The following is a 12,602-nucleotide window of genomic DNA, read 5'->3' as shown; positions in this document are numbered from 1 at the left end:
GAATGATGGAATTACATAACGCATCTGTATTAGAGTTTATTCGTGACCTTGGTTCTAGTGTACCAGCCCCAGGAGGTGGCAGTGTGGCGGCGATGAATGGCGCTATGGCGGCCGCTTTAATTGAAATGGTAGCGAATTTAACAATTGGGAATGCAAAATACGAAGCGGTCCATGAGGAGATGAAGGCTATTCAAAAAGAAGTAAGCCAAGTCAAAGAAGACTTTGTTCACTATATTAATAAAGATAGTGCTGCTTTTATGGAGTTAATGGGAGCTTTCAAATTACCAAAAGAAACAGATGAAGAAAAAGTATTTCGTAAAGCTGAAATACAACGTACCACGAAACAAGCAGCCTTAGTGCCTTATGAAATTGGTAAATTAGCATATACTTTATTACCCTTGACGGAAACAGTCATTGTAAAAGGAAATACCAATGCCATTACGGATGGGATGATTGCTACGATTAATGCAAGAGCTGCTGTAAAGAGTGCCTTTTTAAATGTGAAAATCAATTTAGGATCTATACAAGATGCAGAGCTTGTGAAACAATTGGCAGATAGCATGGAAGAGATAGAAGCTGTGTTAGATGCAGAGGAACAACGATTGTTAGGTCTTGCTAAAATATAAGACCCATCATAATGGAATGAAGGAAATCATATGGGGATAGAAATTCATTTATTAGGGACACCACGGATACAAGTAGATGGGAAAGACATCTTTTTTACCTATGGAAAAGTACAAGCGCTCATTTATTATATGGTGGTAAAAGGAGTAGCCCTCCGAGATGAAATTAGCGGTTTATTGTGGCCTGAAAAATCGGAGATCAATGCCAGAAAAAACTTAAGAAATGCCATTTATGAGGCAAAAAAGCTATTGGGGGCAGATGTATTTGTATCACCGAGGAACGCTGTATTACAATGGAATCCTACGGCACATATCTATGTGGATGTACATCAATTTCAAAGGAACCCTAAACAATATATAGATATTTACAAAGGGGAATTTTTACAGGGATTTTATGTAAAAGATGCAGTGGCTTATGAAGATTGGTATTTAGGGGAACGAAGTCGTCTTAAATCTATGTACATGGAGGCGGTCTATGATTTAGTAGATGCAGGGATTGAGGAAAAAAATATCGCCTGTATTGAGCGATATATTCCTGTCCTATTGTCCTATGACCCCTATAACGAAGAGCGGTTTAGTGCGATTTTGGAACTGATTATGAGCCAAGGTTTCACGACCATGGGGAAACAGTTATACCATCAACTGCAATGTATTTACGCAGATGATTTAGATGAAAGTGTACCTAACTCTCTTCGAGAAGCTATGCATTTATCAAAAGTACAAAAGCAAGAGGCAGTGTCCTTTGTAGAACATACGATGTTGAAGGGCCGTGATGCAGAAGCAGGAGAGGTGCAGAAGTATTTGCACTTCTTTGAAGATACTCCCTTAGCTTTGCGTATTACAGGAGACACTGGAAGCGGTAAAACGAGCCTCGTAGAATATATACGAGATAAAGTAGAGCCCTACCGATGTGTGTTAGATAGCCAATGTTATGAAGAGGAACAAGGCTTGCTATTGCATGCGTGGATTCCTATTGTAGGAAAGATACTTGAAGAAATCGAATTACAAGGTCTGGAAAACATCGAATTACGGCGTATTTATGAAATCTTTCCACAGTTAGATCGACGTATGGCTCGAGACTTGGGCTTTTTAGAAGTAACGGAAGCATTGCCTTTTGATGTAGTGTACCAAGCAGTATCAAATCTACTAGAACAGGTGTCGGAAGAAATTCCTTTTACATTGATTTTTGAGGATGTGCAATGGATGGACTCCTTAAGTTTTTCTTTATTGAGTTTATTGCTGTTACATCATAGGTCTGAACGTCTTATGATCATTGTTACTGACGTAGAGGAAGTAAAAGGCATGCATCAACGAACCTTGCAAAGTTTAGAACAGCAGAAAGCATTGCAAAGTATTTCCTTATTGCCTTTACCAGATGAACGGATGCGAGCTTTTATCTTGGACCGAGAACCTACGTTACAGGACACAGATATAGTGGATCAATTAGTAGAAGTCAGTCGAGGCAATTTGTTAGTGCTGATAGAAAGTATGCAACTATGGAAAGAATATGGTTCTATTTATGGTTTGACTAAAGATATGGAACTGCTCTATAGCAAGAAATGCGATACTTTATCTGAAGAAGAACGTAAATTGGCGGAGTTTATCAGTTTATTTTATAATGAAGCACCATTAGGGATGATTGAACAATATATGGGCTTAGACAAACTACGTCTGTTGCAAACTTTAGAGGAGTTGGAAAGAAAAGGATTCATTGATTACCGTACACAACATGGTGAAGTGCAATATAGTTTAAAACAATTCAAGTGCAAAGAGTATTTACGAGATCAAATGGCTATCGATCGCCGTCAAATTTTGCATGCGTATCTGGGGGAAGCCTGGGAAAAACGGTTAACACACTCCAAGGAAGATATGATTCGCTATAAGCAACTAGAATTTCATTTCCGTGAAGCAGGACAATACCAAAAAGCTTTAATGTATAAATTAAAATCTTTTATGCATTATTTAAACTTTAATAAAGATGCCTCTCCAGAACTTGGCGTAGGGGAATTATCTTCTGTCTATGCAGGGTATTTTATGGGAGAAGTAACGGGTAAAGCCTTGCAGGAAATAGAAGATGAGTTAGCTCATGTGTACACATTGTATGGAGATGTGCCAGAGGTGCGAGCCTTAGAATTGCCTTACCTATACGGAGCAGGTAAATATTACATGAGTATCGGTGATAAGGAGCGAGGTTTAGGATACTTTCAAGAATTATTAGAGGAAAGTATGGAACAAGAAGCATCGAATTATAAGTTGAAAGCTTATAAAGAGATGATTTATTATCACTTGCAAATGCGTCATATTCTAGAGATACATCAATATACCACAAAGGCTCTTGCGTTGGCAGAGCAGTACCATTTCAAAAAGGAGATTGGGGTTATATTAAGACTGAAAGCATTGGCTTTCATTATGGAAGGTCAGCCAGAACAGGCAATTCCTCTCCTAGAGGAATCTATACGCTTATTCTCGGTAACCCAAACTGTGGCTCGTAGATATGCTATTAATATTGGGGCGGCCTATAACTACTTAGGAGATGTTGAAAAAAGTCGGTCTTGTCTGGAGACGGCATTAGAGATGTACCAAAAAGCACTGGACTATTGTGATCAAACGGAACTATATAGTTCATGGATTGTATTTGCCACCAATGCGGGTATGACAGCTTTTGCATTGCAACAGTATGAAGTAGCGGCTACGTATTTTCAACAGTCCTATGAATTATGCTTGCAATATACCATAAGTCGACGGAGACCGACTATTGAGGCATACCTTGGTTTGTTAGCCCGAATTAAAGGAGATACGCAGACAGCTGTATCCTATTTGGAATCTGCCCAATCTCATGGTGTAGTAGAGCAACATGGACAAGAAGTTGGTCGTGTGCATTGGGCTATTTGTTTCCTCAAAACTGAGTATCCTAGTGCAGAGGTGGATCAAGCTTTTTCTAAAAGTTTGGCTACCTATGGTACAATAGCATTGCAACAATTAGATGGCTATGGAGATGTGTGGGAACGAACGTACCTAGAACAGTTGCTCCAAGCTGAGTAAGTACAAAAGAAGGAGATCCTAAATGGATATAGTGTTAAACCCCATAGTGTTATCAGTCATCGCAATGTCGATTCTGTGTTTGCTACGATTTAACGTGTTGTTATCGGTTATCGTAGCTTCCTTAGTGGCAGGCCTAGCAGGAGGGATGACGGTAACTACTACGATTGAGTCATTAATCGGTGGTATGGGTGGCAATTCGGAAACTGCATTTAGTTATATTTTACTGGGAGCCTTAGCCATTGTCATTGGACGGTCTGGGCTAGCCACAGTTGTTACCAAGAAGATTACTAATATTGTAGGTACGAAAAAAGTAGCATTTACCTTGCTCATCGCTTTCGTAGCATGTTTTTCGCAAAATTTAATTCCTGTGCATATTGCCTTCATTCCTATTTTGATTCCGCCCCTATTAGTGGTGATGAATCGAATGAAATTAGATCGTAGAGCGGTGGCATGCGCCTTAACATTTGGGTTGAAAGCACCGTATGTATCTTTGCCAGTTGGCTTTGGATTACTGTTTATGACTATTATAAAAGATCAAATGGTAGCGAACGGTGTGAATGTATCGATTTCTGATATAGCTTCTGTCATGTGGATTGGTGGTATATCCATGGTGGTAGGATTATTGCTTGCCATTGTGTATTATAGTCGAAGTCGTGAGTATGAAGATATTGCGGTGGTGCAAGAAGAATCTACAGAGCATACAACTCGTATGACGGCAGATTGTTGGAAAGGATTAGCAGGGGCAGCAGTGGCTTTTGTGGCACAGCTGTATTTTAAATCTTTGCCCATAGGAGCGTTAGCAGGATTGGCAGTATTCTTTGCTACAGGCCTCATCAAATGGTCAAAAATGGATGAAGATGTGGATGGTGGTATTCGCATGATGGGGACCATAGCATTTGTCATGTTAATTGCCGCAGGTTATGCCAACGTATTGCGAGAAACAAACTCTGTGGAACATTTAGTATCAGCCACAGTGACTATTATTGATTCAAAATTAGTAGGTGCCATCGTGATGCTTATTGTGGGATTGCTAATTACTATGGGAATAGGCACTTCCTTTGGTACCATTCCAGTGATTGCATCTATATATATTCCTATGGGATTGCATTTAGGTTTTTCAGTGCCGGCTATCATCTTATTAATCGGTATCGCAGCAGCCTTAGGAGATGCAGGTTCGCCAGCATCGGATTCTACATTAGGGCCTACATCAGGACTCAATGCAGATGGACAACACAATCATATATGGGATACTTGCGTGCCAACATTTATATTCTATGACATTACCTTGCTAGTAGGTGGCGTCGTAGGGGCGCTGGTGTTATAATGGAAAAGGACTGTCCTAAAATGTATTTCTACATTTTGTGACAGTCCTTTATCGTATAAAATTATAATGAATATTTGTGATTCTATTACGCATTAAGCGGAGTGAAGAATTGAGTGATGTAAATAATAATTAGCTAAATAAGGCTATAAAGAAACATCCAACTACGATGAGTACTATAATTAAGATAATTAAGGAAAAAACAAATATACCAATAGATTCAAATAACATAAATAGGGCATCGATGAAAGAGATAAGGGTAGATAGGAAAAATTTAAACATGGGGAACTCCATAAACTGCGTGCATTTTTCAAGAAATCAAGTAAGCTGGGGTCAAGCTGGGGTCAAAATGGGGTCAACTTGAAAAAGTTACGTCAATCAATCTTGATGTCGCAAAACAAAAGAACCGCACTGTTGTGCGGTTATAGGTGTGGTGGAACACCAGGGGTTCGAACCCTGGACCCTCTGATTAAGAGTCAGATGCTCTGCCAACTGAGCTAGTGTTCCATGCAACATGGTAAATTATGGTTTTATTATAGTCCTATCATTCAATTTTGTAAATGAAAAATTTATAAATAACATAGGAAACTACTTGCTATTTAAGATGTTCTATGTAATAATATAGAGGTCAGGAAAAACCTGGCTTTTTTAGATTGCATTTGACATAGGCTTCCACTTGTGGTAGTCTATATTAGTATGTTTATGAAGTAATAGCCGTCTAGGCACTTTAAAGAGAGGTGTAAACTGATGCGTAACGCAGTAACAATGGCTTGTACTGAATGCAAGCAACGTAACTATCAGACAAACAAAAACAAAAAAAATAACCCAGATCGTATTGAAATGAATAAATTCTGTAAATTCTGTGGTAAACACACGTTACACCGTGAAACAAAATAATTGTTAATTATTTGTTGACGTGAGGATGTGATATCATGGCAGGAACTAATTCAAAAGCTCAAGCACAACAAAATGGTAACGGTAAATTCGTTCGTGAAGTGCGATCTGAGCTCAAGAAAGTAGTCTGGCCTACAAAAAAAGAGCTTGTGAACTATACGATTGCCGTATTTATAGCAGTAATTTTAATTTCTGTTATTATTGGTATCGTTGACACAGTATTTGCAGAACTTTTTAAGTTGTTAAAGAGTGCTGTAAAGTAGGAGGCTTTTTTAATGGGAACAGATAAAAAGTGGTATGTCTTACATACTTACTCAGGCTACGAAAATAAAGTAAAAACCACTTTGGAGTTGAAAGTTCAAGCTATGGGAATGGAAGATGTGATTTCACGCATCTTAATTCCAATGGAAGATGAAATCGACGAAAAAGATGGTGTAAAAAAAGTAGTAAAACGCAAAGTCTTTCCAGGCTATGTGCTGGTAGAAATGGAAGTAAATGACGAATCTTGGTATGTGGTGCGTAATACACCAGGTGTTACAGGATTTGTTGGTTCTGTAACAAAACCAGTGCCACTATCTGATTCTGAAGTAGCCTATATCTTGAAGTCTCAAGGTTTGGATCAAGAACCAGTACAAACTCTTGATGTTGAAGTAGGAGAAACTGTCCGAATTACATCCGGTGCCTTTGAAGATAGAACAGGCGTTATTACTGAAATTAATCATGATCATGCAAAACTACGTTTAAATGTAGAGATGTTTAATCGTGAAACCCCAGTAGAGGTAGAATATTCTCAAGTTGAGAAAATTCTTTAATATATTATATAACTCTAACCTTTTTAGGCGGCCGGGAGGTTGCCAGTGGGAGGGGCAATTTCGCTCCGTTACCACCACATTTTGACGCAAGGAGGTGTAATCACCATGGCTAAAAAAGTTAGTAAAGTTGTGAAATTACAGTGCGAGGCTGGTAAAGCGAGTCCAGCGCCACCGATTGGTCCAGCTTTGGGTCAAGCAGGTGTTAACATCATGGGCTTCGTTAAAGAATTTAACGAAAGAACAGCTCAACAAGCTGGTCTTATCATCCCAGTTGTTATTACTGTATACGAAGATAGAAGCTTCACTTTCATCACAAAAACTCCACCAGCTGCAGTTTTATTGAAAAAAGCAGCAGGTATCCCAAAAGGATCTGGAGTACCTAACCGTGATAAAGTAGCTAAAGTTGGTCGCGATAAAGTTCGTGAAATCGCTGAACTTAAAATGCCTGACTTAAATGCTAACACTGTTGAGCAAGCTATGCGTATGGTAGAAGGTACTGCACGCAGCATGGGCATTGAAATCGTTGATTAATTAGCGTACGGTATGTGACTCACATATCGGTGGGAGGGACATCCCGTTACACCACATAAGGAGGAATAAAAATGGCAAAAGTAGGTAAGAAATATGCTGAAGCAGTAAAACTTATCGAAGCAGATAAATTCTACGAACCAGTAGAAGGTATTGAATTAGTTAAGAAAACTGCCACTGCAAAATTCGACGAAACAATCGAAATCGCTTTCAATTTGAACGTCGATCCTAAATACGCTGATCAACAAGTTCGTGGTGCCGTTGTATTACCACATGGTACAGGTAAAACTCAACGCGTACTCGTATTTGCGAAAGGCGACAAAATTAAAGAAGCTGAGGATGCTGGCGCAGATATCGTTGGTTCCGAAGAATTAGTAGCAAAAGTACAAGGTGGTTTCAGCGACTTCGACGTTGTTGTAGCTACTCCTGACATGATGGGCCAAGTTGGTCGTTTAGGTAAAATTTTAGGTCCTAAAGGCTTAATGCCAAACCCTAAAGTTGGTACTGTAACACCTGACGTAGCTCGTGCTGTTAGCGAAATTAAAGCAGGTAAAATCGAATACCGTACAGACAAAGCTGGTATCATTGCATGTCCTATCGGTAAAGCATCTTTTGATGATGCGAAATTACTTGACAATTTCCGTACAATCGTTGATACTATTGTTAAAGCTAAACCTGCAGCAGCTAAAGGTCAATACATTAAAACTGTGACACTTAGCTCCACTATGGGTCCTGGCGTTCCTATGAACGTGTTTAAATTAACAAGCACTAGCAAGGAACAATAATTATATATGTTCTCTTAGCTGTAGACGGCTGGCATCATTTGATTTAATGAGGAAACTCGCCCGCTGAGGCTGAATCCAATCTATTATGGAATGGTTCTCGACCTCAACGTCTTCGTTGAGGTCGTTTTTACGCTAAGATAGTACATAGAAAATCACCAAAAATCTACAAGGAGGTATTCTAATGGCTGTCACTCAACAAAAACAAGCAGTTGTAGCTCAAATGAAAGAAACTCTTTCTGAAGCGAAAGGTGCTGTATTAGTTGGTTATAGCGGTTTGACTGTTGCTCAAGTAACAGATCTTCGTCGTAAATTCTTGGCTGAAGGTGTAGAATACAAAGTAATCAAAAATACTTTGACTCGCATCGCTGCTAACGAATTAGGTTACGAAGCTTTCTCTGAGCATTTAGAAGGTCCTACTGCATTAGCAACTTCTAGCACAGACGCTGTAGCTCCAGCTCGTATTCTTGAAAACTTCATTAAAGACACAAAAACTGAAGCTTTAACTGTTAAAGCTGGTATTGTGGAAGGTGAAGTTCTTGACGCTGCAAAAGTACAAGAAATTGCAAACTTGCCGAACCGCGAAGGTATGCTTTCCATGCTTCTTTCCGTGCTTCAAGCTCCAGTTCGCAATGTAGCTTACGCAGTAAAAGCTGTTGCGGAAGCAAAAGACGAAACTGTTGCATAATAGCAACACAATTAACTAAGAAAACATATATCAAAAATGGAGGATATCAATCATGGCATTGAACATCGAAAACATCGTTGCTGAATTAGAAACTGCAACTATTTTAGAACTTAATGATCTTGTAAAAGCAATCGAAGACAAATTCGGCGTAACTGCTGCTGCTCCTGTAGCTGTAGCTGCTGCTGGTGCTGCTGCTGGCGGTGCTGACGCTAAATCCGAATTCGACGTAATTCTTAAAGACGCTGGTGCTTCCAAAATCAACGTAATCAAAGTTGTACGTGAAGCTACTGGTTTAGGCTTAAAAGAAGCTAAAGCTATCGTTGACGGCGCTCCTGCTGCTGTTAAAGAAGGCGTAGCTGCTGCTGACGCTGAAGCTTTAAAAGCTAAATTAGAAGAAGCTGGCGCAACAATCGAATTGAAATAATCGATAAAGCGTATAACAAAGCCCCTTGAACACTTGTGTTTGAGGGGTTTTCTTTACTTATAATTTTTCTAATATTCTTGATATGATATGGTCTTTGTCTATAATATATGAGAGGAATAGAATAAGATTGTGGAATGCATCATGGGTATTAAAAAGATACTTAAATATGTATGATGGAGTCCATATCCATTTTAGTCGATGTATGATATACTATATAAGTCTACAACAATACTATGAATACTAACAAGATTGAAAATAGATAATATCATGATTATTGGGTATTAAATAAATAGATATATTAAACGATAGAATAGTACTGTTAGAATAGAGGAGACTATGAAACTAATTATATCCCCTAGTAAAACAAAAGATATAAAAGGCACTCCTAGTGGACCTATGTTTGCATCATATATGACGGAGCAAATTGTGAAACACATGCAAGGTGTATCAAAAGAAGGTCTAGGGAAGGCTTTAAAAATAAAAGATACAGTTTTAGATGAAGTATATGATTTTTATCAAAATTATGACAAAGAAGTAGAAGGTATGGCAGCGCTTAGCTATGACGGGCTATCTTTCAAAAATTTTGATTATGATGGACTTTCAGAGGAAGGAAAAGCATTCGCCAATACCCATGTATGGATAGGGTCTGCCTTGTATGGCTTAGTAGCCCCTAACAGTGGTATCAAAGGATATCGGCTGGATTTAATTGATCCTGTATTGAAAGAGGAAAAAACAAATCTCTATGCCTGGTGGCAACCTTTAGTGGATGCCGCTGTAGGTGAGGAAGATTGGATACTCAATTTGGCATCTAAGGAATATTCTAAATGGATTAACCATCCTAAGATGGTAACCATAGAATTTTTAGAGCATCGTAATGGTGTGTGGAAGCAGCTTAGTACATCGTCAAAACAGATGCGTGGTTCATTGGCACATTATATCTGTGAACATCAAGTGACAGAACTTTCACGGTTACCAAAAGAATTAAAAGGATTTGTATTGGATCCATTGCCTATAGCTATAGATGGGTCAATTACCATTGCCTATCGTAAGGAATTATAAGTATTACATGTGTTCTAATAGAGGAATTATGACAGTAGATAGTATTTTACAAAAAGACCTTGTCGGTGACGAGTGGTTAACGGAGGAGGAGTTACGATTTCTCATGACCATTACGGATGAGGGAGAATTACAAAAAATATATAAAAAAGCCTATGAAGTAAAAGCTGCTTATGTAGATAAGGTAGCCTATTACCGTGGACTCATTGAGTTTTCCAATCGTTGTATCAAAAACTGTTTATATTGTGGTATCCGTCATGAAAACAGCAAGACAGAACGATTTGATATGTCTCGTGATGACGTATTAAAAATGGCACAATGGGCCTACGACCATGAGTATGGATCTTTAACATTACAGTCCGGAGAACGTACGGATGATGCCTTTGTAGATTATGTGGTGGATTTAATTCGCGATATTAAAAAGTTAAGCAACAATGAGCTAGGCATCACCATGTGTGTAGGGGAGCAATCGGAAGAGGCGTATAGACGTATGCGTGAAGCAGGCGCTGACCGCTACCTTCTTCGTATTGAAACAACGAACAAAGACTTATTTGAGATGATTCATCCAAAGGATGCCTTACACTCCTTTGAGACACGTGTGAATTGCTTGAAGTCTTTGCGCAAGGTAGGATTTCAAGTCGGTACAGGTGTTATGATTGGTTTACCAGGACAAACACTAGATGATCTTGTCAACGACATTTTATTCTATCGTGATATGGATATCGATATGATTGGTATGGGACCGTATGTGGTACACCATGATACTCCTCTAGGGCAACGTGCTTTGGAGTTAGGCATAGACTCACAAGAGGGTAAACTAGAGCGGGTGCAGTTAGGATTAAAAATGATTGCCTTAACACGTCTATTCTTAAAAGATGTTAATATTGCAGCTACCACAGCATTGCAAGCTTTAGACAAACTAGGTCGTGAAAAAGGATTGGCGGCTGGAGCGAATATCTTAATGCCTATCATTACAGTACCAGAGCATCGTGCGAAGTATTTATTATATGATAATAAGCCATGTGTGGATGATAATGCAGACCAATGTAAAGAGTGTTTAACTCGTCGCGTTATGTCTATTGGTGATCGTGTAGGTTGGAAACAGCAAGGTAATTCACAACATTATAAAAAACGAATTCGATAATTTTATGTGAGGTGACTGATGAATTTATTAAATGAAATATTACGACATAATCGAGAATTTCTAGACAGTACGACCAAAGAACATGGGGATGAGCCACCAACAGTAAGTAAGGTGCCAACTCGTGAAATTGCGATTTTGACGTGTATGGATACGCGATTAGTGAACTTTATGGAGCAAGCTCTCGGCATTGAACGGGGTCATGCAAAGGTGATTAAATCGGCGGGCAACTCCATTTCAGGTATGTTTGATAGCGTGGTACGTAGTTTGTTAGTTTGTATCTATGAATTAGGAGTATCTGAAATTTTTGTGATCGGCCATTATGAGTGTGGCATGGCGAAAACTACTTCTGAAAGTTTGACTACAGCCATGTTGTTGCGGGGTGTAGCACCTGAGGCGATTCAAATGGTGCGTCACGAATTAGAGCATTGGGCTGATGGATTTTCTCACCCAGTAGATAATGTACAAGAAACAGTGAGCATGCTTCGTATGAACCCGTTGATTCCAAAGGATGTAGCAGTCCATGGACTAATGATGCATCCAAACTCTGGAGAAGTTGAAGTTGTAGAAGTTGGCTATGAACTTTAAAAAAGAATTGACAAATTGAATCTTTCTATGGTATTCTTAGTAAGTATCATGGAGGATTACTCAAGAGGCTGAAGAGGACGGTTTGCTAAATCGTTAGGTCGGGTTACCGGCGCTAGGGTTCGAATCCCTAATCCTCCGCCACAGGACAAGAGCACATATGTTATACATGTGTGCTTTTTGTTTTCTATTTTATCAAAAATCGTCAAATAAATGTCAAAAAGTTATATCTAACATGCTTGTTAGTTATGATTAAATTTGATTTAATAAAAATACTATAAAAAGTGTTATAAAAAATAGTTTATGAGATAATAACTATCTGTCATTTCACAAATGTTCTGGACTCTTGTATACTACAGACATGCAATAAGAGTACACTTAACAGGAAGAGTAGAGTGTTATGACAAGGAAGGAAGTAACTAATATGAGTTTAGTATCAGCATGGATAGAAAATTTAAAAGAACATCGTTTAGAAGCATGTGAAGCAAGCCAATGCAAAGATAATAGCATTAAAGGCTGGCCACATCCTTGGACTTCTGAATTGCAAGATGAAGAAGTTGTAGAAGTATTTGTAGCAGAATGCTGCAACAATTAATTTAGCGTACTTTCCCTTTATATAGAGGACTCCAACAAGAAGCACAAAAAACCACGGTGAAGGAAGACACCGTGGTTTTTTGTTGCTCTTTTGGAAAATCCCATATCATTT

14 protein-coding genes and 2 tRNA genes are annotated in these 12,602 nt (G+C 38.8%); 15 read left to right on the top strand and 1 reads right to left on the bottom strand.

Features of this window, described 5'->3' with window-relative positions; all coding sequences use genetic code 11:
- Positions 1 to 5 precede the first annotated feature (5 nt).
- From EO119_RS01240 to EO119_RS01230, 3 genes are read left to right on the top strand one after another with little or no spacing between them, the layout of a single operon-like run.
- Positions 6 to 626 (top strand): cyclodeaminase/cyclohydrolase family protein, encoded by a 621-nt coding sequence (locus EO119_RS01240; protein WP_126940380.1) that lies wholly within the window; start codon positions 6 to 8, stop codon positions 624 to 626.
- 30 nt (positions 627 to 656) lie between these two features.
- Positions 657 to 3,665 carry an AAA family ATPase gene (locus tag EO119_RS01235; RefSeq protein WP_126940379.1) on the top strand — a complete coding sequence of 1,003 codons (3,009 nt, stop codon included), beginning with the start codon at positions 657 to 659 and terminating at the stop codon, positions 3,663 to 3,665.
- Positions 3,666 to 3,687: 22 nt separating this feature from the next.
- On the top strand, positions 3,688 to 4,989 hold the full coding sequence (locus EO119_RS01230) for a Na+/H+ antiporter family protein (RefSeq protein WP_126940378.1): 1,302 nt from the start codon (positions 3,688 to 3,690) through the stop codon (positions 4,987 to 4,989).
- A gap of 428 nt (positions 4,990 to 5,417) precedes the next feature.
- Here EO119_RS01230 and EO119_RS01225 read toward each other — a convergent pair.
- A tRNA-Lys gene (locus EO119_RS01225) sits at positions 5,418 to 5,493 on the bottom strand.
- 240 nt (positions 5,494 to 5,733) lie between these two features.
- On the opposite strand from EO119_RS01225, the gene rpmG reads away from it, so the two are divergent.
- From rpmG to EO119_RS08065, 12 genes are all read left to right on the top strand, one after another.
- Positions 5,734 to 5,883 (top strand): 50S ribosomal protein L33, encoded by a 150-nt coding sequence (rpmG, locus tag EO119_RS01220; protein ID WP_062401675.1) that lies wholly within the window; start codon positions 5,734 to 5,736, stop codon positions 5,881 to 5,883.
- 35 nt (positions 5,884 to 5,918) lie between these two features.
- On the top strand, positions 5,919 to 6,143 hold the full coding sequence (gene secE, locus EO119_RS01215) for a preprotein translocase subunit SecE (protein ID WP_009353261.1): 225 nt from the start codon (positions 5,919 to 5,921) through the stop codon (positions 6,141 to 6,143).
- A 12-nt stretch (positions 6,144 to 6,155) separates the two neighbouring features.
- A complete protein-coding gene (gene nusG / locus EO119_RS01210; RefSeq protein WP_009353394.1) occupies positions 6,156 to 6,692 on the top strand; it encodes a transcription termination/antitermination protein NusG in 537 nt (178 codons plus the stop codon).
- Between the two features lie 105 nt (positions 6,693 to 6,797).
- Positions 6,798 to 7,223 (top strand): 50S ribosomal protein L11, encoded by a 426-nt coding sequence (rplK, locus tag EO119_RS01205; RefSeq protein ID WP_062401677.1) that lies wholly within the window; start codon positions 6,798 to 6,800, stop codon positions 7,221 to 7,223.
- Between the two features lie 71 nt (positions 7,224 to 7,294).
- Positions 7,295 to 8,005, top strand: coding sequence for a 50S ribosomal protein L1 (rplA, locus tag EO119_RS01200; RefSeq protein ID WP_009353433.1), 711 nt, complete (start codon positions 7,295 to 7,297; stop codon positions 8,003 to 8,005).
- Positions 8,006 to 8,186: 181 nt separating this feature from the next.
- Positions 8,187 to 8,690 (top strand): 50S ribosomal protein L10, encoded by a 504-nt coding sequence (rplJ, locus tag EO119_RS01195; RefSeq protein WP_009353339.1) that lies wholly within the window; start codon positions 8,187 to 8,189, stop codon positions 8,688 to 8,690.
- Between the two features lie 52 nt (positions 8,691 to 8,742).
- Positions 8,743 to 9,114, top strand: a complete 372-nt coding sequence (rplL, locus tag EO119_RS01190; protein WP_009353354.1) for a 50S ribosomal protein L7/L12 — start codon at positions 8,743 to 8,745, stop codon at positions 9,112 to 9,114.
- 336 nt (positions 9,115 to 9,450) lie between these two features.
- Complete coding sequence (locus EO119_RS01185; RefSeq protein ID WP_126940377.1) at positions 9,451 to 10,173, top strand: YaaA family protein; 723 nt, start codon at positions 9,451 to 9,453, stop codon at positions 10,171 to 10,173.
- 28 nt (positions 10,174 to 10,201) lie between these two features.
- On the top strand, positions 10,202 to 11,314 hold the full coding sequence (hydE, locus tag EO119_RS01180) for a [FeFe] hydrogenase H-cluster radical SAM maturase HydE (protein WP_126940376.1): 1,113 nt from the start codon (positions 10,202 to 10,204) through the stop codon (positions 11,312 to 11,314).
- Positions 11,315 to 11,332: 18 nt separating this feature from the next.
- Positions 11,333 to 11,899, top strand: coding sequence for a carbonic anhydrase (locus tag EO119_RS01175; protein ID WP_126940375.1), 567 nt, complete (start codon positions 11,333 to 11,335; stop codon positions 11,897 to 11,899).
- Between the two features lie 50 nt (positions 11,900 to 11,949).
- A tRNA-Ser gene (locus EO119_RS01170) sits at positions 11,950 to 12,040 on the top strand.
- 280 nt (positions 12,041 to 12,320) lie between these two features.
- Complete coding sequence (locus EO119_RS08065; RefSeq protein WP_164723833.1) at positions 12,321 to 12,491, top strand: hypothetical protein; 171 nt, start codon at positions 12,321 to 12,323, stop codon at positions 12,489 to 12,491.
- The last annotated feature ends 111 nt before the right edge of the window (positions 12,492 to 12,602 follow it).

It is taken from the genome of Veillonella sp. CNR 79/14, assembly GCF_003992185.1.
GTDB lineage: Bacteria > Bacillota > Negativicutes > Veillonellales > Veillonellaceae > F0422.
This window is presented reverse-complemented; position numbering and strand designations above follow the sequence as displayed.

Bases quoted from the DNA above. Each gene is read 5' to 3' on its own strand.
- EO119_RS08065 (WP_164723833.1), top strand. From the start codon at position 12,321: ATGAGTTTAGTATCAGCATGGATAGAAAATTTAAAAGAACATCGTTTA.
- rplJ (WP_009353339.1), top strand. From the start codon at position 8,187: ATGGCTGTCACTCAACAAAAACAAGCAGTTGTAGCTCAAATGAAAGAA.
- nusG (WP_009353394.1), top strand. From the start codon at position 6,156: ATGGGAACAGATAAAAAGTGGTATGTCTTACATACTTACTCAGGCTAC.
- EO119_RS01230 (WP_126940378.1), top strand. From the start codon at position 3,688: ATGGATATAGTGTTAAACCCCATAGTGTTATCAGTCATCGCAATGTCG.
- rplA (WP_009353433.1), top strand. From the start codon at position 7,295: ATGGCAAAAGTAGGTAAGAAATATGCTGAAGCAGTAAAACTTATCGAA.
- hydE (WP_126940376.1), top strand. From the start codon at position 10,202: ATGACAGTAGATAGTATTTTACAAAAAGACCTTGTCGGTGACGAGTGG.
- rplL (WP_009353354.1), top strand. From the start codon at position 8,743: ATGGCATTGAACATCGAAAACATCGTTGCTGAATTAGAAACTGCAACT.
- EO119_RS01235 (WP_126940379.1), top strand. From the start codon at position 657: ATGGGGATAGAAATTCATTTATTAGGGACACCACGGATACAAGTAGAT.
- secE (WP_009353261.1), top strand. From the start codon at position 5,919: ATGGCAGGAACTAATTCAAAAGCTCAAGCACAACAAAATGGTAACGGT.
- EO119_RS01185 (WP_126940377.1), top strand. From the start codon at position 9,451: ATGAAACTAATTATATCCCCTAGTAAAACAAAAGATATAAAAGGCACT.
- rpmG (WP_062401675.1), top strand. From the start codon at position 5,734: ATGCGTAACGCAGTAACAATGGCTTGTACTGAATGCAAGCAACGTAAC.
- rplK (WP_062401677.1), top strand. From the start codon at position 6,798: ATGGCTAAAAAAGTTAGTAAAGTTGTGAAATTACAGTGCGAGGCTGGT.
- EO119_RS01175 (WP_126940375.1), top strand. From the start codon at position 11,333: ATGAATTTATTAAATGAAATATTACGACATAATCGAGAATTTCTAGAC.
- EO119_RS01240 (WP_126940380.1), top strand. From the start codon at position 6: ATGGAATTACATAACGCATCTGTATTAGAGTTTATTCGTGACCTTGGT.